Source organism: Enterobacter sp. Taxon_8 (assembly GCF_058354585.1).
On sequence record NZ_CM177989.1, the window covers coordinates 2,500,624 to 2,523,160 of the forward strand.

The window sequence follows — 22,537 nt, forward strand, 5'->3', positions numbered from 1 at the left end:
TGGCTGCCGTCAAATATTTACTTAGCCATGTGATTTACCGCACATTTTTGCCCACTTTTGCCTGAAAATGCTGCCCGGCAGAGGCGTTCATCAACTGCTGTTTGAAGCGCTGCGCGGCGTGGCTCTGTTCTCGATGTTTTGACCAGACCAGCCACATCTCTGAAACGGCATCCTCTTCGGCAATGGTTACCCAGCGCATTTCGCGCAGTTGTACCCGTTTAAAGGAGGCTGGAAGAATAGAGACGCCCAGCCCGGCGGCGACCAGGCCGATAATCGTCATCGCTTCCCCGACTTCCTGGGTGATGACCGGGGCAAGATCGTAGCGGCGCATCAGCCCCAGAATATCGTCATACAGACCCGTTCCAACCTGCGGGTCAAAAAAGACAAACGGCTCTTTTGCCAGCTCAGCCAGCGAAACCGTCGGACGCGACGCCAGCGGGTGATCGTGCGGGATCATGGCCATCAGCGGCTCACGCAGGATCACCTCCCACTCCAGCGAGTCCGGCAGCTGGGTATTACGCATGAGCCCCAGATCCAGCGAGCCTTCATTCAGCGGCGCGATCTGCTCGCGGGTGTTGATCTCGCGCGTTTGAATGTGAACATCCGGGAAATGGCGGCGGAATGACGACAGGGTTTCCGAGACGGCGCTGATAAACGGCGCGGACGAGGTAAACCCGATGCGCAACTCTCCGGCTTCCCCGAGATAGAGCCGTTCTGCCCGAGCGGCGGCGTCATCGACCATGCTCAGAATTTGTCGGCTGTCGTTCAGAAACTGCTTACCCGCCGCCGTCAGGCTCACGCTGCGGTTGGTGCGGGCCAGAAGGCGCGCCCCGACCTGCTGCTCCAGGATCTGAATCTGCTGGCTTAACGGTGGCTGAGAGATGTTTAGCCGTGCCGCCGCGCGGCCAAAATGCAGCTCTTCGGCGACGGCGACAAAGTAGCGGAGATGACGCAGCTCGATATTCATATTTCTAAAGTATCATTTGAGATTATTAATATATTAGACAGAATATTTACATTTTCCTACCCTTAACAGGTGGTCATACCCGTCACCAGAAATCACGGGGATGTTTAAGCAAGGAAACTGTGTGAGTCGTACAACTACTATTGATATCGATCCGGCCAGAGATATCAATGATTTACCCGCAGCATCGCAGCCGGTTCAGTTCATTAAACGTGGTACTCCCCAATTTATGCGCGTCACGCTGGCGCTCTTTTCCGCCGGTCTGGCAACCTTCGCTCTGCTCTATTGCGTACAGCCGATCCTGCCCGTTCTCTCCCATGAGTTTGGCGTATCGCCTGCCAGCAGCAGCGTTTCACTCTCTATTTCTACCGGCATGCTGGCGATTGGCCTGCTCTTTACCGGGCCGCTGTCCGACGCCATTGGCCGTAAACCGGTGATGGTAACCGCGCTGATGCTGGCCTCGGTTTGTACGTTACTCTCGACCATGATGACCAGCTGGCACGGTATTCTGGTGATGCGCGCGCTGATTGGGCTCTCGCTCAGCGGCGTGGCGGCGGTCGGGATGACCTATCTCAGCGAGGAGATCCACCCGAGCTTTGTTGCCTTCTCTATGGGGCTTTACATCAGCGGGAACTCGATTGGCGGAATGAGCGGACGTCTGCTGAGCGGGGTATTCACGGACTTCTTTAACTGGCGTATTGCGCTGGCAGTCATCGGGTGTTTTGCGCTGGCATCTGCCCTGATGTTCTGGAAAATTCTGCCGGAATCGCGTCATTTCCGCCCGACCTCGTTGCGCCCGAAAACGCTGTTTATCAATTTCCGTCTGCACTGGCGCGACAAGGGGCTGCCGCGCCTGTTCCTGACCGGCTTCCTGCTGATGGGCTCGTTCGTCACGCTGTTTAACTATATTGGCTACCGCCTGATGCTCTCGCCGTGGCATCTGAGCCAGGCGGTGGTCGGCCTGCTTTCCGTGGCTTACCTTACCGGCACCTGGAGCTCGCCGAAGGCCGGGGCGATGACCGCACGCTATGGCCGCGGTCCGGTCATGCTGTTCTTCACGGCGATGATGCTGGTCGGCCTGTTGCTGACGCTCTTCTCCTCCCTGTGGCTGATTTTTGCCGGCATGCTGCTCTTCTCCGCGGGGTTCTTCGCCGCGCATTCGGTCGCCAGCAGCTGGATTGGACCGCGCGCCCGTCGCGCCAAAGGTCAGGCATCGTCGCTGTATCTGTTTAGCTATTACCTGGGGTCCAGCATCGCCGGGACGCTCGGCGGTGTCTTCTGGCATAACTACGGCTGGAACGGCGTGGGCGGGTTTATCGCGCTGATGCTGTGCGCCGCGCTGCTGGTTGGCGCAAGTCTTCATAAACGTCTGAGATAATACGCCTGCGGGCTGATGTCCGTTAAGACGCTCCATCCACAAAAACGGCACCAGCGTACTGGTGCCGTTTCACGTTCAGGAATCCCAGGCCTGCTCTATCTTACCGGCTTCAAACTGCGGAGGCGGTTTTCGGAAACGGCGCGTGAGCCACGTCAGGTAAAGGATCCCCAGTGCCGCCCAGATGAGGCCAAGCGTCAGGGACGTCGCTTCGAGGTTTATCCACAGCACGCCGACCGTGACGGCACCGATGAGCGGCAGCAGGAGATAGTGGAAACGATCTTTCCACGTTTTGTTCAGCCCCTTACGCCGCCAGAAATGGTTGTACACCGAGAGATTAACAAACGTAAACGCCACCAGCGCGCCAAAATTGATCAGCGCCGTCGCGGTCACGAGATCGAAGTACAGGGCCGACAGCGCCACTATCCCAACCATAATGACGTTCAGGGCCGGCGTACGCCATTTCGGATGCACGTAGCCAAACACCCGCTCCGGAAACACGTTGTCACGCCCCATCACATACAGTAAGCGCGAGACGCTGGCGTGCGAGGCCAGGCCTGAAGCGAGCGTATTCACAAACGTGGTACACAGAAACACCGACTGGAAGAGCTTGCCGCCCACGTACAGCGCTATTTCCGGCAGCGCGGCGTCCGGGTTCTTGAAGCGCGCGATCGTCGGAAAAAAGAGTTGCATGAAAAACGAGGCAACAATGAATATCAGCCCGCCATACAGAGCGGTGAGGAAAATCGCTTTGGGGATCACCCGCGCCGCGTTTGGCGTCTCTTCCGACAGCGTGGTGACCGCGTCAAAGCCGAGGAAAGAGAAGCAGACGATAGTCGCGCCGGTAATAATCGGGATCAGGTGTGCGTTCTCGCTGATAAACGGCTGGAGCGACCAGACGGTGCCGACGCCCTCCCCCTTGTGCAGACCGTGCACCACGAGTATGACAAACACCACCATGATGGCGATCTGCACCAGCACAAACAGGGTGTTAAAGTTGGCGACCAGATTCACACTCTTGAGGTTCGCCAGCGTCAGGATCGTTACAAACCCCACCACCCAAACCCACGGCGGGACTTCAGGGAACAACGCGGAAAGGTAGATCTTCGCCAGCAGCACGTTGATCATCGGCAGGAAGAGATAATCCAGCAGCGATGACCAGCCGACCATAAAGCCTAAGTGGGGTCCGATCGATTTCTGCGTGTAGGTATACGCAGAGCCTGCTTCCGGGAACTGTCGTACCAGTTTACCGTAGCTGATGGCGGTAAACATGACGCCAGCCAGCGCCAGGAGATACGAGGCGGGCACGTGGCCGTTGCTGATACCGGACACAATGCCGAAGGTATCAAACACGGTCATGGGGGTGAGATAAGCCAGCCCCATCATGACCACCTGCCAGAGCTTGAGGGAACTGCGCAGCCGGGTTCTTCCGGCCATGCCCGGCGAGTCAAGAGAGGTGTTAGTCGCCATAAACCGTCCCCCCCATGCTTACCGTGGTTTGCAATCGCGCTGTCCTTAACGCAAACCTGCTTAGCAAAGGGGGAAGTTGTAAAGAACACACGCGATCGTACCAGCGCACCGTCTCTGGCTCGCACTCACAGCAGGCGCCTGACTGGCCCCCTTCGCCCTGCGGATAGTTGAACATCTGCATCATTCCTACCTCGTCACACAGTGTCGTTAAGAAAATCCCTGTGCCGCCTGCGCTCCATAACGCGACTCCCGGGAGATAGCTGGCGTGCCAGCAAACAGTTAGGCCAGGCTCCGCGCAGGCCGTTTGGTATTACGTATGAGATGAAACAAAGCGGCCCCTTACCGGGGCACGTCATCAGGCGTTTTTCAGCATCCACTCAATTTCCGTTTCGGTAATCAGGCGTTCAAACTGCAGTAATTCATCGTTTTTGCAGGCGTGATAGACGTGGCAGAAGCGTTCGCCCAGCCGCTCGCGCAGGCTATCGTTTTGCATAAATTCCCACAGCGCATCGCTCTGACGGATCGGGAACGGCAGTCCGTCCTGCTCCAGACCATTGCCTTCCACTTCTTCCTGCAGCGGTAAATCGTTATCCAGGCCATGTAAAATGCCGGCAAAAATCGCCGCCATCACCAGATACGGATTCGCGTCAGCGCCCGCTACCCGATACTCGACCCGATGGTTATGGCGATCGCCGCAGGGGATACGCAGGGCAACGGTGCGATTATTGTGTCCCCATGACGCCTGCGTCGGCACGTACATTCCCGGCTGGAAACGGCGGTAGGAGTTGACGTTCGGTGCCAGCAGCGCCATGGACGCAGGCATCAGGTCGATCATCCCGGCCAGCGCGCGTTTCAGCAGCGCGGAATCCTCGCCGCTGGCGTCTGCGAGCACGTTTTCGCCTCGGTTGTTTTGCATGCTGATATGGATGTGCATCCCGCTGCCCGCATGTTCTTCATACGGCTTTGCCATAAACGTGGCGTGCATCTTATGTTTTTCTGCCATCTGCCTGACGAGACGTTTTAGCGCCAGCGCATCATCGCAGGCATCGAGCACGTTTTCCGTATGGTGCAGGTTTATCTCAAACTGGCCCGGAGAGGCCTCAGCCACTGCCCCGTCGGCGGGGATCAGCTGCAGCTGCGCCAGTTCGTCAATGTCGTTCAGCACGTCAGCAAAGTGGTTCAGATTATCAACCGAGTAGACCTGACTCTGCGTGTTGCGCACGTCGGTGCCCGGCGCGCAGGGTGGCTGCAGATAGCCGTCGGCATCGCGTTTACGGTCAAGTAAATAGAACTCCAGCTCTACCGCTACCACGGGGAACAGGCCGCGCTGGCGCAGCTGCTGCCAGAGTCGGTTGAGTACGTTCCGCGGCTCAACGTCAAAGGGAGCGCCATCTTCATCGACCATGGTGAGCTGCACCTGACCAATGTATTCCGGGTCGGCGGCGGACGGCGTCAGGGTGCCCGGTACCGGCACGCAGATACAGTCCGGCTCGCCGAGCTCCTGTCCCAGGCCCGCCTCTTCCACGACGTTACCCAAAATGTCCATGGCGAAAACCGATGCCGGGAAATAGCAGCCTTTTTCAAGTTTGCTCAGTCCGGCAACCGGGATGCGTTTGCCGCGAAAACAGCCGTTCAGGTCGGTCAGGAGGACATCAATAAACTGGGTGTCAGGATACTTTTCTAAATAGCGCTTCACTTCCAGCGTAAAGGCGCTGCCCCGCCTCTCATCCGTGTGCTGCACAAAGTTCTCAACTTCTACGATATTGGTTTCCATGATTTACCACCGTTTTTGGGATTTGCGTTCGCTGCTCTGGACTGTCAAATATAATGACCACCCTATCGAATCTGTATGCAAATAAATTGTTTGTCAAATGTTAAATTAAGTTTGCAAAAGGCAGATCCCGTTGCTAGATTGAGAAAATATTGAACGAAAAGGCCGTTTTGCAGGCGATAATGGCCTAAATTTAGTCCACTTTGTGAGGGCGATCATGGAAAATATAATGAACAAGCCAGTTATTGGCGTGGTGATGTGTAGAAACAGGCTTAAGGGTCATGAGACCCAGACCCTGCAAGAAAAGTACCTGAACGCCATCATTAACGCGGGGGGTTTACCGATTGCCTTACCGCATGCGCTGGCAGAGCCAGAGCTGCTCACCGCTCTGCTGCCAACCCTGGACGGGATTTACCTGCCGGGCAGCCCAAGTAACGTGCAGCCGCACCTTTATGGTGAAAACGGCGATGAGCCTAACGCCGATCCCGGGCGAGATCTTCTGAGTATGGCGCTGATTGCCGCCGCGCTCGAAAGGCACATCCCCATTTTCGCCATCTGCCGGGGGCTGCAGGAGCTGGTTGTTGCGACGGGGGGGACGCTGTATCGCCGCCTGTTCGAGCAGAACGACCTGCTCGAGCACCGGGAAGATCCTGAACTGCCGGTTGAGCTACAATACGCTCCGTCTCATGAAGTTCAGGTTCAGGAGGGAGGACTGCTGTCTCAATTAATACCAGGCTGTAACACATTTTGGGTAAACTCGTTACACGGGCAAGGTGCACGAACGTTAGGAGCACGGCTTCGCGTGGAGGCCCGTTCGACGGATGGGCTGGTCGAGGCGGTCAGCGTTCATGACCACCCTTTTGCCCTCGGCGTGCAATGGCACCCCGAATGGAACAGCAGCGAGTACGCCCTGTCCCGTATGTTGTTTGAAGGTTTTATCACCGCCTGTCAAAGCCACATTGCCGAGAAGCAGCGGCTTTGACCACTACCGTAAAGGAAATGCAACTATGAGCGATGACGGACTGGCGCCAGGGAAACGTCTGTCTGAGATCCGCCAGCAGCTGGGTCTCTCGCAGCGGCGTGCCGCCGAACTGTCTGGGTTAACACACAGTGCCATCAGCACCATTGAGCAGGACAAAGTCAGTCCTGCTATCAGTACGCTGCAAAAGCTGCTGAAAGTTTATGGGCTGTCGCTCTCGGAATTCTTTTCGGAACCGGAAAAACCTGATGAACCGCAGGTGGTTATTAATCAGGAAGACCTTATCGAAATAGGCAGTCAGGGGGTTTCGATGAAGCTGGTTCATAACGGAAATCCGAACCGTACGCTGGCGATGATTTTTGAAACTTACCAGCCTGGAACCACGACCGGAGAGAGGATCAAACACCAGGGTGAGGAGATCGGTACGATACTGGAAGGTGAAATATTGTTGACCATTAATGGCCAGCAATATCACCTGGTTGCGGGGCAAAGCTATGCCATCAATACCGGCATACCGCACAGCTTCAGCAACACCTCGGCAGGCGTCTGCCGCATTATCAGTGCCCACACCCCCACCACGTTCTAATTACCACTCAGTCCCGGCGTAAGCGCGCTTACGCCGGGAAATATAAAAACGATCGCTGTCGGCATTTAACGGGTTAATTCCCGGAATGCCCCACGGCTTCGTATTGCCTGAAACGGCCATGCCTTTATTTATCTGATTGCGAAAGAAAGGAGTGAATATGCATTTTCAGCACCTGACTTACTGGCAGGATAAAGCAAAAAACAGCGTCATTGAGACCCGGTTATTTATTAACGGCGCCTATTGTGACGCCGCCGATAACACCACGTTTGCAACCGTCAATCCCGCGACCCAGCAGACGCTGGCGAACGTCGCCCGGGGCAAGCAGGCGGACGTGGACCGCGCGGTTCAGGCCGCGCGTGAGGTATTTGAGCGCGGTGACTGGTCGCAGGCGTCTCCGGCGCAGCGCAAGGCCGTGCTAAATACGCTCGCCGATTTAATGGATCGCCATAGCGAAGAGCTGGCCCTACTGGAAACGCTGGACACCGGTAAACCCATCCGCCACAGCCTGCGCGACGATATTCCCGGCGCGGCGCGCGCCATTCGCTGGTACGCCGAAGCGGCGGATAAAGTCTACGGCGAAGTGGCGCCTACGGGTCCGGGCGAGCTGGCGATGATCGTGCGCGAACCCATCGGGGTTGTCGCGGCCATCGTCCCCTGGAACTTCCCGCTGCTGCTGGCCTGCTGGAAGCTGGGCCCGGCGCTGATCGCGGGTAATAGCGTGATACTGAAACCGTCGGAGAAATCGCCCCTCACCGCCCTGCGGCTGGCCGGACTGGCGAAAGAGGCGGGCCTGCCTGACGGCGTGCTGAACGTGATAAGCGGTTACGGCCACGAAGCGGGCCAGGCGCTGGCATTGCATCCGGAGGTCGAGGTGCTGACGTTTACCGGCTCTACCCGTACCGGCAAGCAGCTATTGAAGGACGCGGGAGAAAGCAACATGAAGCGCGTCTGGCTGGAGGCGGGCGGCAAAAGCGCCAACATTATCTTTGCCGACTGTCCGGACCTGGACAAGGCCGTGAGCGCGACCGCCGCCGGGATTTTTTATAACCAGGGGCAAGTCTGTATCGCCGGTACCCGTCTGCTGCTCGAAGACAGCATCGCCGATGAGTTCCTGGCCAGGCTAAAAGCGCAGGCTCGTCACTGGCAGCCGGGCGATCCGCTCGACCCGGACAGCACGATGGGCATGCTCATCGACGCTGCGCACGCCGATACCGTCCACACGTTCATTCGCGAGGGAACCCGGAAAGGCACGCTTCTGCTGGACGGGCGGGAACAATCATGGCCTTCCGCTGTCGGTCCAACCATTTTTGTCGACATCGACCCCGCCTCCCCGCTGTGCCGGGAAGAAATTTTCGGGCCGGTGCTGGTCGTCACCCGTTTTAAATCCGAAGAGGAAGCCTTAGCGCTGGCCAACGACAGTGAATACGGGCTTGGCGCAGCGGTATGGACCCGCGATCTTTCCCGCGCGCACCGCATGAGCCGCCGCCTGAAGGCCGGCTCGGTCTTCGTCAATAACTATAACGACGGTGATATGACCGTTCCCTTTGGCGGCTATAAGCAGAGCGGCAACGGTCGCGATAAGTCCCTGCACGCGCTGGAAAAATTTACCGAACTGAAAACCATCTGGATTGCCCTGGAGCCTCAATCATGACCGAACATACCACCAGCTACTACGCGGCCAGCGCGAACGCTTACGAACCTTTCCCGACGCTTAACGAGTCGATCAGCTGTGACGTGTGCGTGGTGGGCGGCGGCTATACCGGCCTCTCCTCCGCGCTGCATCTCGCCGAAATGGGCTATGACGTGGTGCTCCTTGAAGGGGCGCGCATCGGCTTCGGCGCCAGCGGACGCAACGGCGGCCAGCTGGTTAACTCCTACAGCCGCGATATCGACGTGATCGAGAAAAACTACGGGCCCGATGCCGCCAGAATGCTCGGGAGCATGATGTTTGAAGGCGGGGAAATCATCCGGGAACGCATCCAGCGCTATCAGATCCAGTGCGACTATCGTCCCGGCGGGCTGTTTGTGGCGCTTAACCATAAGCAGCTGGAGACGCTGGAGGAGCAAAAAGCCAACTGGGAACGCTACGGCAACACGCAGCTGGAGCTGCTGGACGCCAGCGCCATTCGCCGGGAAGTCGACAGCGAACGCTATACCGGCGCGCTGCTGGACCGCAGCGGTGGGCACATTCATCCGCTGAACCTGGCGATCGGCGAAGCGGACGCCATTCGCCTGAACGGCGGGCGTGTATATGAACAGTCCCCGGTGACCGCCATTCAGCACACCAGCCCGGCCGTGGTGAGCACGCAGCATGGCCAGGTCACGGCCCGCTACGTGATCGTCGCCGGGAATGCCTATCTCGGCGATAAGATCGAACCGGAACTGGCAAAACGCAGCATGCCCTGCGGCACCCAGGTTGTAACCACCGCCCCGCTGCCGGAAGAGGTCGCCCGCACGCTGATCCCCAATAACTACTGCGTGGAAGATTGTAACTACCTGCTGGATTACTACCGTCTCACCGCCGACAACCGCCTGCTGTACGGCGGTGGCGTAGTGTATGGCGCGCGCGATCCGGACGATGTCGAGCGCCTGGTAATGCCAAAGCTGCTCAAAACTTTCCCTCAGCTGGCGGGCGTCAAAATCGACTACCGCTGGACGGGCAACTTCCTGCTGACCCTGTCCCGTATGCCGCAGTTTGGTCGTCTGGATAAAAACATCTATTACATGCAGGGCTACAGCGGCCACGGCGTGACCTGCACCCACCTGGCCGGACGGCTGATCTCGGAACTGTTGCGCGGTGACGCAGAGCGCTTTGATGCGTTTGCTAACCTCCCGCACTACCCCTTCCCGGGCGGCCGCAGCCTGCGGATTCCATTTACGGCGATGGGCGCGGCGTACTACAGCCTGCGCGATCGTCTTGGCGTATGATCGTTTCGACAAAAGGGTATCTGACATGAGTAACCAGGAATTTCATCAGCGCAGACTTTCTGCCACCCCGCGCGGCGTTGGCGTAATGTGTAATTTCTTTGCCCGCTCGGCGGAGAATGCCACGCTTACCGACGTGGAAGGCAACGACTATATTGATTTCGCCGCCGGGATCGCGGTACTGAACACCGGCCATCGCCATCCTGAACTGGTGGCCGCAGTGGAAAAACAGCTTCACCAGTTCACCCACACGGCCTACCAGATTGTGCCGTATGAAAGCTACGTTTCATTAGCCGAAAAGCTTAACGAGCTGGCCCCGGTGCAGAGCCCGGCCAAAACGGCGTTCTTCACAACGGGCGCGGAAGCGGTGGAAAATGCCATTAAAATCGCCCGGGCCCACACCGGCAGACCGGGCGTGATTGCCTTCGGGGGAGGGTTTCACGGCCGAACCTATATGACCATGGCCTTAACCGGCAAGGTTGCGCCTTACAAGTTGGGATTTGGCCCCTTCCCGGGGTCGGTTTATCACGTGCCGTATCCCTCCGAGCTGCACGGCATCACGACGCAGGATGCCATCACGGCAATAGAACGCCTGTTCAAAGCGGATATTGAGGCGAAACAGGTGGCGGCGATCATTTTTGAACCCATTCAGGGTGAAGGCGGATTCAACGTCGCCCCGCCAGAGCTGGTGGCCGCCATCCGTCGTATCTGTGATGAGCACGGGATCGTGATGATTGCCGACGAAGTGCAGAGCGGCTTCGCCCGAACGGGTAAGCTGTTTGCGATGGAACACTACGCGGACAAACCCGACCTGATGACGATGGCTAAAAGCCTGGCAGGCGGAATGCCGCTGTCCGGCGTGGTGGGCCGCGCCGAAATCATGGACGCGCCGGCTCCCGGCGGTCTGGGGGGGACCTATGCCGGCAACCCGCTTGCGGTGGCCGCCGCGCACGCGGTGCTGAAGATTATCGACAACGAGTCGCTGTGCGCGCGCGCCCGTCAGCTTGGCGATCGGCTGAAAGCCACGCTGGAGGAGATTCAGGGCACCTTCCCTGCGCTCGTGGCGATAAGGGGAAGAGGATCGATGATCGCGGCGGAGTTTTTTGATCCCGAGAGCCGTGAACCGTCGGCCGCCATCGCGCAGGCGATCCAGCAAAAGGCCCTCGCCCAGGGCCTGCTGTTATTGATCTGCGGCCAGTACGGCAACGTGATCCGCTTCCTTTATCCGCTGACCATTCCGGATGCCCAGTTCAACCAGGCGCTGGCGATCCTGCAACAGGTTATGTGCGATAAGTCCTGAGTGCCCACCGAAAACCGTATCCCGGAATGCCGGGGACGGTTTTCTACGGAGGAGATCGGCACAGATTTCCTCCGTGTGGGAAATGTTGGGGAATTTGCTCGGTTTCATTGTATGCTCCCTGAAACACATCCCCGGCATGAGGAAATAAGAATTGCAAAAAACATCAGCCTATCAGTCACTTGTGAAAACCTTCCAGCGTCTCTCTCGCTTCTCGCACCTCTCCTCCATCGCCAGCTGGGACATGTTCACCATGATGCCGCCCGGCGGCAGCGCCGCGCGCGGCGAGGCGCTGGCAGAGATGAGCGTCCTGCAGCACCAGCTCCTGACCGATAAAAAAGTCGGCGACCTGTTAGCGGCGGCGGCAGGAGAAGATCTGAATGACGTCGAACAGGCCAACCTGCGCGAAATGACGCGCCACTACCAGCAGGCGACCCTGCTGCCGGAATCGCTGGTGGAAGCCAAATCCCTGGCGGGCAGCAGGTGTGAACACGCCTGGCGTACTCAGCGCCCCGCCAACGACTGGCAGGGCTTTTCCGCCAACCTGAAAGAGGTGGTTAAACTCAGCCGCGAAGAGGCTCGCCTGCGGGCTGAAGCAAAAGGCTGTACGCCTTACGACGCGCTGCTGGACATTTTTGAACCCGACATGACCAGCGCGCGTCTGGACGTTCTGTTCGGCGACATGAAGTCCTGGCTACCGGACCTGCTGGCAAGCGTGGTGGAAAAACAGGCTCAGCGGTCGTTTATTCCCCCGCAGGGCCCCTTCCCGACGGCAACACAGCGTGAGCTGGGCCTGGAGGCCATGAAGATGCTCGGCTTCGATTTTAACGGCGGTCGCCTCGACGTGAGTGCGCACCCCTTCTGCGGCGGCGTACCGGAAGACGTGCGCATCACCACGCGCTACGACGAGGATGAACTGCTCAGCGCGCTGTTTGGCGTGATCCACGAAACCGGACACGCGCGCTACGAACAAAACCTGCCGCACGCGTGGGCAGGACAGCCGATTGCGCTGGCCCGCTCAACCGCGATCCATGAATCGCAGAGCCTGTTCTTTGAGATGCAGCTGGGGCGCAGTGAAGCTTTCCTCAGGTATCTCCTCCCCGCGGTACACGCCCGTTTTGGCAGCCAGGCGGCGTTCAGCGAAGAGAACTTTATTGCCTGGAACCAGCGCGTGAAGCCGGGCTATATCCGCGTCGATGCGGACGAAGTGAGCTACCCGGCACACGTGGTGCTGCGCTATGAGATTGAGCGGGCGCTGATCAACGGCGAGATTGAAGTGGACGATATTCCCGCCCTGTGGGACGAGAAAATGCAGGCCTGGCTCGGGTTGTCCACCAAAGACAACTACCGCAACGGCTGCATGCAGGATATCCACTGGACCGACGGCGGTTTTGGCTACTTCCCGTCGTACACGCTGGGGGCCATGTATGCCGCACAGCTGTTCCACGCCGCAAAAACGGCGCTTCCGGGTCTGCAGGCCTCCATCGCTGAGGGTGATTTTTCCGCACTCTTTGACTGGCTGCGTCAGAACATCTGGCAGCACGGCAGTCGCTTCAGCACGTCGCAGCTAATCACCCAGGCGACGGGTGAAGATCTGAATATTCGTTACTTCCGCGAGCATCTGACCTCCCGTTATTTGTAATCTGTTTGGCCGGGGGTGAGGGACCTCAGGTAAAAGAGCCGTATGTTCCCCCTCACCCCAGCCCGTGCCCCCTCATGGGAGAGGGAGCCGTCTGTGCAGGACCCCAGCAATGTACATATGGTTACACGCCGATACCAATCACTCACGGAAACCCCGAATTTACAGGGATATAGTTATTTCAACGGCCCCGCAGTGGGGTTAAATGAAAAACCAAATTCGAGGGTATGAACATGAAAAAAGTATTAGCTCTGGTTGTTGCCGCTGCTATGGGTCTGTCTTCTGCTGCGTTCGCTGCTGAAACCACTGCTGCACCGGCTGCTGCGGCACCTGCTGCAACGACCACCGCGGCGCCAGCAAAAACTGTCCATCACAAGAAACATCATAAAGCCGCTAAACCGGCTGTAGAGCAGAAAGCTCAGGCTGCTAAAAAGCACCACAAAAAAGCGACCAAACCGGCTGTAGAACAGAAAGCTCAGGCTGCTAAAAAGCATCACAAAAAAGCGACCAAACCGGCTGTAGAACAGAAAGCTCAGGCTGCTAAAAAGCATCACAAAAAAGCAGTAAAACACGAAGCTGCTAAACCAGCTGCACAGCCAGCTGCGTAAGAGTACAAGCTTAACCGTGCCCTTCGGGGCACGTTGGTAAACCGGCGCTGAACCGGACAGGTTCCGCGCCGTTTTTTTTATCCGGAGGGCGTATGCTGCGACGCTATCGGTTTGAGCTGATTCTGATCCTGCTTATTTTATGCGCGCTCATTGCCAGCCATTTTTATCTTTCCTGATTGTAGCACGCTGATTTTACTCCCACTTTAGCGCTGTCCCGTCTATAGTATTTTCATAGGGTTCACTTTTAATAATCATAATTACCCCCCACCAGAGTGAGATATGCGTAAATCTGTTGTGTTGTTACTGGGAACGTTTGGTCTTTTTTCTGGATTCTCACATGCGGATGATGGCGGTGATGACACCATTAGCGCGAAAGAGCTCAAGACGCTTTTTTTCAATCATGACGACCGCACGCGCGTCACCGATCCCACCCAGGCGCCCTGGGATGCTATAGGTCAACTGGAAACCGCCAGCGGTAACTTATGTACTGCGACGTTGATCACCCCTCAGCTTGCCCTGACGGCAGGCCACTGTCTGTTAACGCCGCCAAACGGCAAGCCGGATAAAGCGGTGGCCTTGCGGTTTGTGTCGCAAAAAGGGACCTGGCGCTATGAAATCCACGGTATTGAAGGCCGTGTCGATCCGTCTCTCGGCAAACGCCTGAAGCCGGATGGTGACGGCTGGATCGTGCCACCGGCGGCCGCCTCATGGGACTTTGGCCTGATCGTTTTACGCTACCCCCCTTCCGGCATTACGCCGCTGCCGTTATTTGACGGCGACAAAGACGCACTCACCGCCGCCCTGAAAGCCGCTGACCGAAAGGTGACGCAGTCCGGCTATCCTGTCGACCATCTGGATACGCTTTACACCCACACCGACTGTATTGTGACGGGCTGGGCGCAAAACAGCGTACTTTCGCACCAGTGCGATACGTTGCCGGGTGACAGTGGTTCACCGCTGATGCTGAAAACAGATAACGGCTGGCAGTTGATTGGCGTGCAGAGCTCTGCACCGGCGGCGAAAGATCGCTGGCGCGCAGATAACCGGGCCTTGTCCGTGACCGGTTTTCGCGACAAGCTGGAAGCGCTGGCACAGCAATAAATCAGCATCGTCTGACCTGATGCAGTGCCCTGATTGACTCAATCGGCATCGGCTGGCTGAACCAAAAACCCTGCAGTTGATCGCAGCCAGCCAGCCGCAGCAGTTTCATTTGCTTCTCGGTTTCCACCCCTTCGGCGACCACCGCCATCCCCAGCGCGTTGGCGATCCGCACCGTGCCGCTCACCAGCGCGGCTGCCTGTTCATCGTTGTCCACCAGCCCGGCCAGGGATTTATCGATCTTGATGGTGTCGAAGTTAAAACGCCGCAAATAGCCAATGCTGGAATAGCCGGTGCCAAAGTCATCCAGCGCCACCGCGGTACCCAGCGCTTTAAGATTGGCTATTGCCATGCGGGCACGATCCGGATTTTCCAGCACATAGCTCTCCGTTACCTCAAGCTGCAGCCGGTGGGCCGGGAAACGGGTACTCTCCAGCACGCTGGCCACTTTGTCTTCGAAGGCGGGATCGCGAAATTGCGCGGGAGAGATATTAACGGAAAGCTTTAAGTCACCGTATGGCTGGAGATCCTGACAGGCGCGCTGCAACACAAACTGGCCCAGTTTGTAAATCAGACCGCTGGTCTCCGCGATGGCGATGAAGGTATCCGGGCCCAGCGGCCCTTCCGGGCGACGCGGCCAGCGGACCAACGCTTCGACGCTGCTCATCGTCTGAGTGCGGGCGTCAACGATCGGCTGATACCAGACCTCAAACTCATCGCGCTCCAGACCGCTACGGATCTGATTTTCAATCGCCAGCTTGCGTTCCCGGACGCTGTTCAGCTCCGCATCGTAGTGGGTAATCCGCCCTTTTCCACTCATTTTGGCGTGATACATGGCAATATCGGCGCGGCGAAACAGTTCTGAGCTGGTGCATTCAATCAGAGTTCCGCTGGCGATACCGATGCTGGCCCCGATATGGATGGTGCGTTCCCCCAGCTGAACCGGGGTGGCGAGGAAATCCAGCACCGAAACGGCAAACGCGGTGGCTCGGGCCTCTGCATCATCACCGCCGATTGTCATGGCAAACTCATCCCCGCCCATGCGGGCCAGCATCCCGCCCGGCGGCACCCGTTCACTCAGCGTTTTCGCAATCGCCACGATGAGATCGTCCCCCACGCTGTGGCCGTAGATATCATTCACATCTTTAAAACCATCCAGATCGATAAACACCACGCTTTTGACGTCGATATCTCCGCGTAAGCTCACCCGATCCAGCGCCTCGATAAGCGCTCGCCGGTTCGGCAGATGGCTTAACCAGTCCGTTCTGGCCACCAGACGTGCCTGGCTTTCTCCTCGCGCAAGCTTGTACAGCCCCACGCTGCTCACCAGAATAAAGAGCAGGATCAGGGCCGATGCCAGCACAACAATCTGCGTGATATCAGAGGATGCCGCCCGGGCGGCCTGCGCCCCCGGAAGCCGCGCCTGCCAGTTCAGATAGCCCAGCAGCTCCCCAGCCGAACTGCGCAGCGGCATACTCATCTCGTTAACTTTATCTGGCGTAAAGTGAAGGTTATCGATCTGAAAGGTCGCCCCCAGGTCGGATAAGATTCTGGCGTTCAGATGACGGGTGATCACCAGATAGCGGCGCGTTCCGTCGGTAACCTGTAATCTTCCGACCATTGGGCGAATCAGCCCAATGCCCACAAAGGCGACGCCGCTTCGCGTTTTGCTGATCCCGGCATAAATATTTTTATCGCCTGATAAGGCGCGCGCGTGCTGAGCAATAAGGGCTTTCAGCCCCTCACCGAAAAAATCGAGATTCGTCTCCTGAAAAGGCTGACTTTTAAACGATCCCCAGAGGACGTTGAAATGTTCATCCAGCACGAAGGTGCCGTCATAGAGGTTATTAATTTTAAAGCCGGTGCCCCAGGTGTCGTACAGCCAGTCGGTATTAAGCGTGGGACGGTAGGCTTCCCGCACAGCATCGTCCCAGACGGCGTTGTCAAGCACCAGAGATGAGACGCGGTTAACCGATGTCTGAAGAGCCCCCTGCACGGAAAGCGCCGTGCGGTGTTCATCAATTTCATTGGTTTTGGTGCTGATAAGATTCAGGGAAAGATAGAGGAGTGCGACGACGGAGATGATTAAGCCGATGCCCGCCATAAAGACCATGGCAAACAACGTTCTCGCATTGGGAATATTGCGCCAGCTTAATGTGCGATACATCAGCCATCCTCTTCATGTTTTGCTTTTCTAAGCGTAATACAGGCAGCGAATTTCGCTGCCTGTAAATCATGGATTGAGGACTGTCAGGCGAGTTTTATCATGATCATGCCGGCAAGCAGCAGGATGAGCCCCATCCAGCCCTTGTTATTTAAGCGCTGGCCGAAGAGCACCCAGCCTGCAGCCAGCGTGGCGGCGATACCAAAACCGCCCCATAACGCATAGGCGACCGAAAGATCGATACCTTTTACCGCCTGGGACAGCGCGCTGAACGCCCCCAGAACCGCCGCAATCGACATCAGGCCGTAGAATTTACGACGAAAACCATCGGAGAATTTCAGCAGAACGTTCGCCAGGATCTCAAGCACGATGGCGAACCCCAGCCAGGCAGCATGAACCCACTCAAACTGTTGCATGGTTCTGCTCCTTCTGCTGTTTGCCAGGTTTACGGGTACCGGACTTAATCAGCACAATACCCGCGACCAGCGTCGTTAAACCGGCGACCTTCATTGTTGTTAATGTTTCGTCAAATATCAGCACGCTGAACAGCGTAATCAACAAAATACCGATCCCCTCCCACAGGGCATACGCGACGCCCAGCGCAATTTTTTTCACTGCAAACGAGAGGAAAATATAAGACAGTGAAATCATCACCAGCATCAAAATAAAACCGGTGTTGCCATCGCTGACGCTTGCCCACTTCATAGACAGCGTGCCGGTAATTTCAGCGATAATAGCCAGCGCTAATAAAATCCAGTAAAACATGTTTTTCTCCTGCTTGAGAATATAATCCATCGTGGCCCGCTGCGTGCAGCAAACCCAAAAATACGAATTGAAATCAGACAGCTAAGCGCTTAGCGCCAGCTCAGGCAGAAGAAATGACTATAGTGCGGTGCGCCAGTGTTGCTCACCAGAAAGCAGGCAGAAAGAAGTGGAGTATACAGCAGTATTGTTTGAAGAGTACGTCCTGAACATATTGTCCATAAAATTACAATTATCCGCGTTGTTGCTTCTCGTCTTTGCGGATGAAAATTGTCCTCGGTAGTTAAACACACCGAATTTGTACCATAAGCCAGGATTTTACTCAAAGTCTTTGCAATTCTTTACCCACTCCGTTTGATTTTGGTTAGTTTATTGCAAAGCCTTTCACCTTTATTATAAATATAAAGAAAATTTCGGAGTCACCATGGCTAAACCCATCATTACCCTGAACGGGTTAAAAATTGTCATCATGCTGGGCATGCTGGTGATCATATTGACAGGCGTGCGCTTCGCCGCCGACATTATTGTGCCCTTTATTCTGGCCCTGTTTATTGCGGTGATCCTCAACCCGCTGGTGCAGCGCATGACGCGGCTACGCATTCCGCGCGTGCTGGCCATCACGCTGCTTATCAGCATCATTATTGTGGCGATGGTACTGCTGGTGGCTTATCTGGGTACCTCGCTCAATGAACTGGCGCGAACGCTGCCAAAATACCGCTCTTCGCTGGCAATACCGCTGCTGCAGCTGGAGCCCTGGCTGCAGCGGGCGGGTATCGAAGTCTCGGTGGAAGAACTGCTGAAATATATCGACCCCAACGCGGCGATGACGATCGTCACCAGCCTGCTGGCACAGCTTTCCAATGCCATGACCTCCATTTTCCTGCTGTTTTTAACGGTGGTTTTCATGCTGCTGGAGGTGCCGCAGCTGCCAGCAAAGCTGCAGCAGATGATGGTCCGTCCGGTCGAAGGAATGGGGGCGATTCAACGCGCGTTGGACAGCGTTTCCCGCTATCTGGTGCTGAAAACCGCCATTAGCCTGGTGACGGGCGTTGTCGTCTGGTTGATGCTTCTGGCGCTGGACGTTCGCTTTGCGTTTGTCTGGGGGTTGCTGGCGTTTGCGCTCAACTACATTCCCAACATTGGCTCCGTGCTGGCGGCGATCCCCCCTATCCTCCAGGTGCTGGTTTTCAGCGGGCTTTATGACGCGCTGATCCTGCTTGCCGGATACCTGGTCATCAATCTTGTGTTCGGTAACATTCTTGAGCCACGCATGATGGGTCGTGGCCTGGGGCTCTCCACGCTGGTGGTCTTTTTGTCCCTGATTTTCTGGGGCTGGCTGCTCGGGCCCGTTGGGATGCTGCTCTCCGTTCCACTCACCATCATCGTCAAGATTGGTCTGGAACAGACGGCAGGCGGGCAAAGTATCGCCGTGCTGCTGAGCGATATGAGCCATAAATAGCGCTCAGTCCTCCATCGACAGGAGGGGCTTGCGGGTCCTTCCACCTTCACGATAAGCGCTGAGCGCCCTCTGCCACTCCGCCAGCGGGTACACCGTAACGTCGCTGTACTCACTGCCAGGCAACATCCGCCAGATGCGCTCGAACTCCGCGCGCCACGCCTCAACGCCGAGCGCATCCAGACCGTTTCGGATATGGAACCACGTCACGCGCGGCGCAGGCCGCCGCTGTGTGAAGGCTTGCCCGGAGAGCAGCCCGTAGCAGACAAACATGCCCTGCTCGGGCATCACGCTGAGGATCGCTTCCGCAAGCGGCCCGCCGGTGGCATCGTAGACGATATCGCTACGGGCGGCGACGATGCCGATTCTGTTTGCGTCATGCTGCGCGACAGGCGTGATGCCCATCGCTTCCAGCCGTTCAGCATGCACGGCAGAACGGTGAATGCCATACACCGCTTCCGCCCCCGCCTGACGCGCCCACTGCCCCAGCAGAATGGCGCAATCCGATCCGGCAGCCGTGAGCAAGACCCGCTTTCCACGAGGCGGGTAGCGGGTCAGCATCATCTGCGCCGCCAGCGGGTTGATATAGGCCCGTGCGGCCAGATGTGCGGCGACGGTGTCCGGAACGGGTATCGCATACTCTGCCGGGCAATCAACATAGCGCTGCCAGGTTCCCTGACCGCGCAGCGGCAGGACTCGCTGACCCACAAGATGCTTAAACGAGGCGGGCGCCTCGATGACAACCCCAACACCCTCATACCCCGCGACCGCCGGTAACGGGGTTCGGTGGCGATAGGCACCGGTGATGGGGATAAGATCGGACGCGTTCACCGGAGAAAATAGCATCCGCACGCGGAGCTGTCCCGGCGCAAGCGCGCCCGGGGGCGTGGTTTCAGGTTGCAGAACGGTTTCTGGCTCGCCAAAACGGCGATACCAGAGGGCCAGATTTTCCATTACGATCTCAAGGCTGATAGCGGAACTACTCGCGCCAGCCCATTGCCGGTGCGACATGCTTGAGAATAGACTCAATCACGTGCGCATTATAATCCACACCCAGCTGGTTCGGTACGGTCAGTAAGAGCGTGTCCGCCTCGGCAATCGCCTCGTCTTTTTTCAGCTGTTCAACCAGCTTGTCCGGCTCCGCGGCATAGCTTCGCCCGAAGATGGCGCGCGTTTTCTCATCAAGGTAACCCACGCTATCGCTGTCGTTCCGGCTGGCACCGAAATACATCCGGTCACGGTCGTCCATCAGCGCAAAAATACTGCGGCTGACCGACACCCGCGGCTCGCGCGTATGCCCTGCGTCTTTCCAGGCCTGACGGTACGCGCGGATCTGTTTTGCCTGCTGAATATGGAACGGCTCACCGGTTTCATCGTCCTTCAGGGTTGAACTTTGCAGGTTCATGCCCAGTTTTGCGGCCCATACGGCCGTCGCATTGGAACCTGCGCCCCACCAGATACGCTCGCGCAGCCCTTCAGAATACGGCTCCAGGCGCAGCAGCCCCGGCGGATTAGGGAACATTGGCTGCGGGTTCGGTTTGGCAAACCCTTCCCCACGCAGCACCTCAAGCAGCACCTCGGTATGACGACGCGCCATGTCCGACTCGTTTTCCCCTTCCTGCGGGACATAGCCGAAATGACGCCAGCCATCAATAACCTGCTCCGGGGAGCCGCGGCTGATGCCGAGCTGCAGGCGACCGCCGGAAATCAAATCCGCCGCGCCCGCATCCTCGGCCATGTACATCGGGTTTTCGTAACGCATGTCGATCACGCCGGTGCCGATTTCGATGGTTTTCGTTTTTGCACCAATAGCGGCCAGCAGAGGGAACGGCGAGCTAAGCTGTCGGGCGAAGTGGTGCACGCGGAAATAGGCGCCGTCTGCGCCCAGCTCCTCAGCCGCCACGGCTAAATCAATGGACTGCAGCAGCGTGTCTGCCGCCGAGCGCGTGCCCGACTGCGGCGAAGGCGTCCAGTGACCAAAGGATAAAAATCCGATCTTTTTCATAACCATTTTTCCTGATAATACGTTGCGTTCTGTCCACTTTACGCATTACCCGATAAGAATAAATGCCGTTTATTTAACGGAAAGCATCAAATAAATTGACAGAATAGCGCGGTTCTTCATTCCGCCCCATAATGGGATATAATCTTCCCCACTCTTTTCATGGCAGGTAAAACCGGCAATGGCTTTGATCCCCAAAAACTACGCGCGGCTGGAAAGCGGCTATCGCGAAAAAGCATTAAAAATCTATCCATGGGTGTGTGGACGCTGCTCGCGCGAGTTTGTCTATTCCAATCTTCGCGAACTCACGGTTCACCATATCGATCACGACCATACCAACAACCCGGAAGATGGCAGCAACTGGGAGCTGTTGTGCCTGTTTTGCCACGATCACGAGCATTCGAAATACACCGAAGCGGATCGGTACGGCACCACCGTGGTCGCCGGGGAAGACGCGCAAAAAGACGTGGGCGTCGCCACGTTTAACCCGTTTGCCGATTTAAAGGCGATGATGGATAAGAAGAAGTAATCCTCTCGCCCCCTCGCTCACATCGTGATCCGCGAATTTAGAATGTCCAGGTGATAGCGGCGGTTGCAGACCCCTCATTACGCCGCATCACTATCGGGCTGTCATTGGCATGGTCGCCAAGCCAGGTATAGTCCGCGCTCAGGACCGTCCCCCAGTGGGCATTGAACTGGTGGCTCCAGGTCAGGCTGGTGTCGACGCCGTAAAATCCACCCGGCGCAGCATAGCGGCGATAGCCGGTGCGGCGGCTCTGCTGCTCGCTGACCCCATACCAGGTATTCAGATAACGGCTGTCGCCAAACAGGGCCGCAGACTGCAAGGCGATCGTGTCCTGGTTATTTTGTACCGGGATCAGCGTAACGGAGGCCTGATAGCTTGCCCCCTGGCTGTCGGTTAACGGCAGCGTCGCTTTGCCTTCCATACTCAGCCATGGCGCGGCCTGCCAGCCGACGGCAAGGCCGGTATTCAGGGTGGCATCAATGTCCCCCATTCCTTTCAGATTGTTTGCGCCCTCACGCCAGCCAGAATTTTTATCAGCCCTTCCGAAGTCGTAGCCCAGCGTGTGTTCGAAATACCAGCCGCTGTCATTTTGCAGGTCATACCCCACCCCTTTTTGCACATCAACGAAGAAAGCGCCTTTGCGTCCCTGCAGCACAGGAACCACCTGCCACACCTGCTTGTCTGAGCCTGAGTAACGCGGGGCGTATTGCCCTCCCAGCCCGACGGTTAGGGAATCGGACGCGGTGCCATCATCCGCCTGCGCGCCGGAAGCCACGGCCATCAGAAGCGGGACGGACATATACAGGACTTTATTTATCGCTATCATACTGCTCTCCATACGGACGCTGGCGCCTCCTGATACGGGGGCGGCCACACAATGTTGGCGCAGTATGATTTGGCTGAATCAATGAATCG

General features: G+C 57.3%; 23 protein-coding genes. 12 read left to right on the forward strand and 11 right to left on the reverse strand.

Annotated features, from left to right (window positions below; genetic code table 11):
* Positions 1-34 precede the first annotated feature (34 nt).
* Complete coding sequence (locus AC4IBF_RS11770; RefSeq protein WP_223582034.1) at positions 35-967, reverse strand: LysR family transcriptional regulator; 933 nt, start codon at positions 965-967, stop codon at positions 35-37.
* Positions 968-1,088: 121 nt separating this feature from the next.
* On the opposite strand from AC4IBF_RS11770, the gene AC4IBF_RS11775 reads away from it, so the two are divergent.
* A complete protein-coding gene (locus AC4IBF_RS11775; protein WP_111965727.1) occupies positions 1,089-2,342 on the forward strand; it encodes an MFS transporter in 1,254 nt (417 codons plus the stop codon).
* A 75-nt stretch (positions 2,343-2,417) separates the two neighbouring features.
* Here AC4IBF_RS11775 and AC4IBF_RS11780 read toward each other — a convergent pair whose 3' ends face one another.
* The 3 genes from AC4IBF_RS11780 to AC4IBF_RS11790 form a co-directional block, all read right to left on the reverse strand.
* Positions 2,418-3,809 (reverse strand): APC family permease, encoded by a 1,392-nt coding sequence (locus tag AC4IBF_RS11780; RefSeq protein ID WP_045284883.1) that lies wholly within the window; start codon positions 3,807-3,809, stop codon positions 2,418-2,420.
* Positions 3,799-3,993: a YmjE family protein gene (locus tag AC4IBF_RS11785; protein WP_023292583.1), complete on the reverse strand. Its 195-nt coding sequence runs from the start codon at positions 3,991-3,993 to the stop codon at positions 3,799-3,801. The genes AC4IBF_RS11780 and AC4IBF_RS11785 overlap by 11 nt, the downstream gene beginning before the upstream one ends.
* A gap of 171 nt (positions 3,994-4,164) precedes the next feature.
* Complete coding sequence (locus AC4IBF_RS11790) at positions 4,165-5,583, reverse strand: glutamine synthetase family protein (protein ID WP_139963511.1); 1,419 nt, start codon at positions 5,581-5,583, stop codon at positions 4,165-4,167.
* Positions 5,584-5,797: 214 nt separating this feature from the next.
* Between AC4IBF_RS11790 and puuD the strand changes: the two genes are divergently transcribed.
* The 9 genes from puuD (at position 5,798) to AC4IBF_RS11835 (ending at position 14,715) form a co-directional block, all read left to right on the forward strand.
* Positions 5,798-6,562: a gamma-glutamyl-gamma-aminobutyrate hydrolase gene (puuD, locus tag AC4IBF_RS11795; RefSeq protein WP_325849050.1), complete on the forward strand. Its 765-nt coding sequence runs from the start codon at positions 5,798-5,800 to the stop codon at positions 6,560-6,562.
* A 25-nt stretch (positions 6,563-6,587) separates the two neighbouring features.
* Positions 6,588-7,145 (forward strand): HTH-type transcriptional regulator PuuR, encoded by a 558-nt coding sequence (puuR, locus tag AC4IBF_RS11800; RefSeq protein ID WP_111965724.1) that lies wholly within the window; start codon positions 6,588-6,590, stop codon positions 7,143-7,145.
* A gap of 157 nt (positions 7,146-7,302) precedes the next feature.
* Complete coding sequence (gene puuC, locus AC4IBF_RS11805) at positions 7,303-8,796, forward strand: aldehyde dehydrogenase PuuC (RefSeq protein WP_136194768.1); 1,494 nt, start codon at positions 7,303-7,305, stop codon at positions 8,794-8,796.
* Positions 8,793-10,073: an NAD(P)/FAD-dependent oxidoreductase gene (locus AC4IBF_RS11810; RefSeq protein ID WP_063621496.1), complete on the forward strand. Its 1,281-nt coding sequence runs from the start codon at positions 8,793-8,795 to the stop codon at positions 10,071-10,073. Before puuC ends, AC4IBF_RS11810 begins: the two co-directional genes overlap by 4 nt.
* A 25-nt stretch (positions 10,074-10,098) precedes the next feature.
* The gene (puuE, locus tag AC4IBF_RS11815; protein WP_136194767.1) at positions 10,099-11,370 is read left to right on the forward strand and encodes a 4-aminobutyrate transaminase; all 1,272 of its coding nucleotides are present in this window, start codon (positions 10,099-10,101) and stop codon (positions 11,368-11,370) included.
* A gap of 151 nt (positions 11,371-11,521) precedes the next feature.
* Entirely contained in the window at positions 11,522-13,009 is a 1,488-nt protein-coding gene (locus AC4IBF_RS11820) for a carboxypeptidase M32 (protein WP_136194766.1), read from the forward strand.
* A gap of 230 nt (positions 13,010-13,239) precedes the next feature.
* Positions 13,240-13,614 (forward strand): acid resistance repetitive basic protein Asr, encoded by a 375-nt coding sequence (gene asr / locus AC4IBF_RS11825; protein WP_032668244.1) that lies wholly within the window; start codon positions 13,240-13,242, stop codon positions 13,612-13,614.
* Between the two features lie 92 nt (positions 13,615-13,706).
* Complete coding sequence (gene ydgU / locus AC4IBF_RS11830) at positions 13,707-13,790, forward strand: small membrane protein YdgU (RefSeq protein ID WP_021241182.1); 84 nt, start codon at positions 13,707-13,709, stop codon at positions 13,788-13,790.
* 103 nt (positions 13,791-13,893) lie between these two features.
* Positions 13,894-14,715: a trypsin-like serine peptidase gene (locus tag AC4IBF_RS11835; RefSeq protein ID WP_127730589.1), complete on the forward strand. Its 822-nt coding sequence runs from the start codon at positions 13,894-13,896 to the stop codon at positions 14,713-14,715.
* Between the two features lies 1 nt (position 14,716).
* On the opposite strand, the gene AC4IBF_RS11840 is transcribed toward AC4IBF_RS11835, so the two are convergent.
* The 4 genes from AC4IBF_RS11840 to AC4IBF_RS11855 form a co-directional block, all read right to left on the reverse strand.
* Positions 14,717-16,879: a bifunctional diguanylate cyclase/phosphodiesterase gene (locus tag AC4IBF_RS11840; protein WP_136194765.1), complete on the reverse strand. Its 2,163-nt coding sequence runs from the start codon at positions 16,877-16,879 to the stop codon at positions 14,717-14,719.
* A gap of 83 nt (positions 16,880-16,962) precedes the next feature.
* Entirely contained in the window at positions 16,963-17,292 is a 330-nt protein-coding gene (gene mdtI / locus AC4IBF_RS11845) for a multidrug/spermidine efflux SMR transporter subunit MdtI (RefSeq protein ID WP_045910373.1), read from the reverse strand.
* A complete protein-coding gene (mdtJ, locus tag AC4IBF_RS11850) occupies positions 17,279-17,641 on the reverse strand; it encodes a multidrug/spermidine efflux SMR transporter subunit MdtJ (protein ID WP_029739354.1) in 363 nt (120 codons plus the stop codon). Before mdtJ ends, mdtI begins: the two co-directional genes overlap by 14 nt.
* 117 nt (positions 17,642-17,758) lie before the next feature.
* A complete protein-coding gene (locus AC4IBF_RS11855; RefSeq protein ID WP_085930315.1) occupies positions 17,759-17,929 on the reverse strand; it encodes a protein YdgV in 171 nt (56 codons plus the stop codon).
* Between the two features lie 133 nt (positions 17,930-18,062).
* Here AC4IBF_RS11855 and AC4IBF_RS11860 point away from each other — a divergent pair, with 133 nt between their 5' ends.
* A complete protein-coding gene (locus tag AC4IBF_RS11860) occupies positions 18,063-19,097 on the forward strand; it encodes an AI-2E family transporter (RefSeq protein WP_111965717.1) in 1,035 nt (344 codons plus the stop codon).
* Positions 19,098-19,100: 3 nt separating this feature from the next.
* Here AC4IBF_RS11860 and AC4IBF_RS11865 read toward each other — a convergent pair whose 3' ends face one another.
* Together AC4IBF_RS11865 and AC4IBF_RS11870 are read right to left on the reverse strand one after the other, a co-directional pair.
* Positions 19,101-20,048 carry a zinc-dependent alcohol dehydrogenase family protein gene (locus AC4IBF_RS11865; protein ID WP_325813402.1) on the reverse strand — a complete coding sequence of 316 codons (948 nt, stop codon included), beginning with the start codon at positions 20,046-20,048 and terminating at the stop codon, positions 19,101-19,103.
* A gap of 25 nt (positions 20,049-20,073) precedes the next feature.
* Complete coding sequence (locus tag AC4IBF_RS11870; protein WP_008500518.1) at positions 20,074-21,099, reverse strand: LLM class flavin-dependent oxidoreductase; 1,026 nt, start codon at positions 21,097-21,099, stop codon at positions 20,074-20,076.
* Between the two features lie 178 nt (positions 21,100-21,277).
* Between AC4IBF_RS11870 and yajD the strand changes: the two genes are divergently transcribed.
* Entirely contained in the window at positions 21,278-21,625 is a 348-nt protein-coding gene (gene yajD / locus AC4IBF_RS11875; protein ID WP_023617218.1) for an HNH nuclease YajD, read from the forward strand.
* A 37-nt stretch (positions 21,626-21,662) separates the two neighbouring features.
* On the opposite strand, the gene AC4IBF_RS11880 is transcribed toward yajD, so the two are convergent.
* Positions 21,663-22,448: a MipA/OmpV family protein gene (locus AC4IBF_RS11880; RefSeq protein ID WP_491462837.1), complete on the reverse strand. Its 786-nt coding sequence runs from the start codon at positions 22,446-22,448 to the stop codon at positions 21,663-21,665.
* Positions 22,449-22,537 lie beyond the last annotated feature (89 nt).

Coding starts and splice junctions, on each gene's coding strand:
- mdtJ (WP_029739354.1), bottom strand. CDS start 17,641: ATGTTTTACTGGATTTTATTAGCGCTGGCTATTATCGCTGAAATTACC.
- AC4IBF_RS11860 (WP_111965717.1), top strand. CDS start 18,063: ATGGCTAAACCCATCATTACCCTGAACGGGTTAAAAATTGTCATCATG.
- mdtI (WP_045910373.1), bottom strand. CDS start 17,292: ATGCAACAGTTTGAGTGGGTTCATGCTGCCTGGCTGGGGTTCGCCATC.
- AC4IBF_RS11770 (WP_223582034.1), bottom strand. CDS start 967: ATGAATATCGAGCTGCGTCATCTCCGCTACTTTGTCGCCGTCGCCGAA.
- AC4IBF_RS11840 (WP_136194765.1), bottom strand. CDS start 16,879: ATGTATCGCACATTAAGCTGGCGCAATATTCCCAATGCGAGAACGTTG.
- AC4IBF_RS11810 (WP_063621496.1), top strand. CDS start 8,793: ATGACCGAACATACCACCAGCTACTACGCGGCCAGCGCGAACGCTTAC.
- puuE (WP_136194767.1), top strand. CDS start 10,099: ATGAGTAACCAGGAATTTCATCAGCGCAGACTTTCTGCCACCCCGCGC.
- puuC (WP_136194768.1), top strand. CDS start 7,303: ATGCATTTTCAGCACCTGACTTACTGGCAGGATAAAGCAAAAAACAGC.
- AC4IBF_RS11870 (WP_008500518.1), bottom strand. CDS start 21,099: ATGAAAAAGATCGGATTTTTATCCTTTGGTCACTGGACGCCTTCGCCG.
- AC4IBF_RS11880 (WP_491462837.1), bottom strand. CDS start 22,448: ATGATAGCGATAAATAAAGTCCTGTATATGTCCGTCCCGCTTCTGATG.
- AC4IBF_RS11790 (WP_139963511.1), bottom strand. CDS start 5,583: ATGGAAACCAATATCGTAGAAGTTGAGAACTTTGTGCAGCACACGGAT.
- asr (WP_032668244.1), top strand. CDS start 13,240: ATGAAAAAAGTATTAGCTCTGGTTGTTGCCGCTGCTATGGGTCTGTCT.
- puuD (WP_325849050.1), top strand. CDS start 5,798: ATGGAAAATATAATGAACAAGCCAGTTATTGGCGTGGTGATGTGTAGA.
- AC4IBF_RS11780 (WP_045284883.1), bottom strand. CDS start 3,809: ATGGCGACTAACACCTCTCTTGACTCGCCGGGCATGGCCGGAAGAACC.
- AC4IBF_RS11865 (WP_325813402.1), bottom strand. CDS start 20,048: ATGGAAAATCTGGCCCTCTGGTATCGCCGTTTTGGCGAGCCAGAAACC.
- AC4IBF_RS11785 (WP_023292583.1), bottom strand. CDS start 3,993: ATGATGCAGATGTTCAACTATCCGCAGGGCGAAGGGGGCCAGTCAGGC.
- AC4IBF_RS11835 (WP_127730589.1), top strand. CDS start 13,894: ATGCGTAAATCTGTTGTGTTGTTACTGGGAACGTTTGGTCTTTTTTCT.
- puuR (WP_111965724.1), top strand. CDS start 6,588: ATGAGCGATGACGGACTGGCGCCAGGGAAACGTCTGTCTGAGATCCGC.
- yajD (WP_023617218.1), top strand. CDS start 21,278: ATGGCTTTGATCCCCAAAAACTACGCGCGGCTGGAAAGCGGCTATCGC.
- ydgU (WP_021241182.1), top strand. CDS start 13,707: ATGCTGCGACGCTATCGGTTTGAGCTGATTCTGATCCTGCTTATTTTA.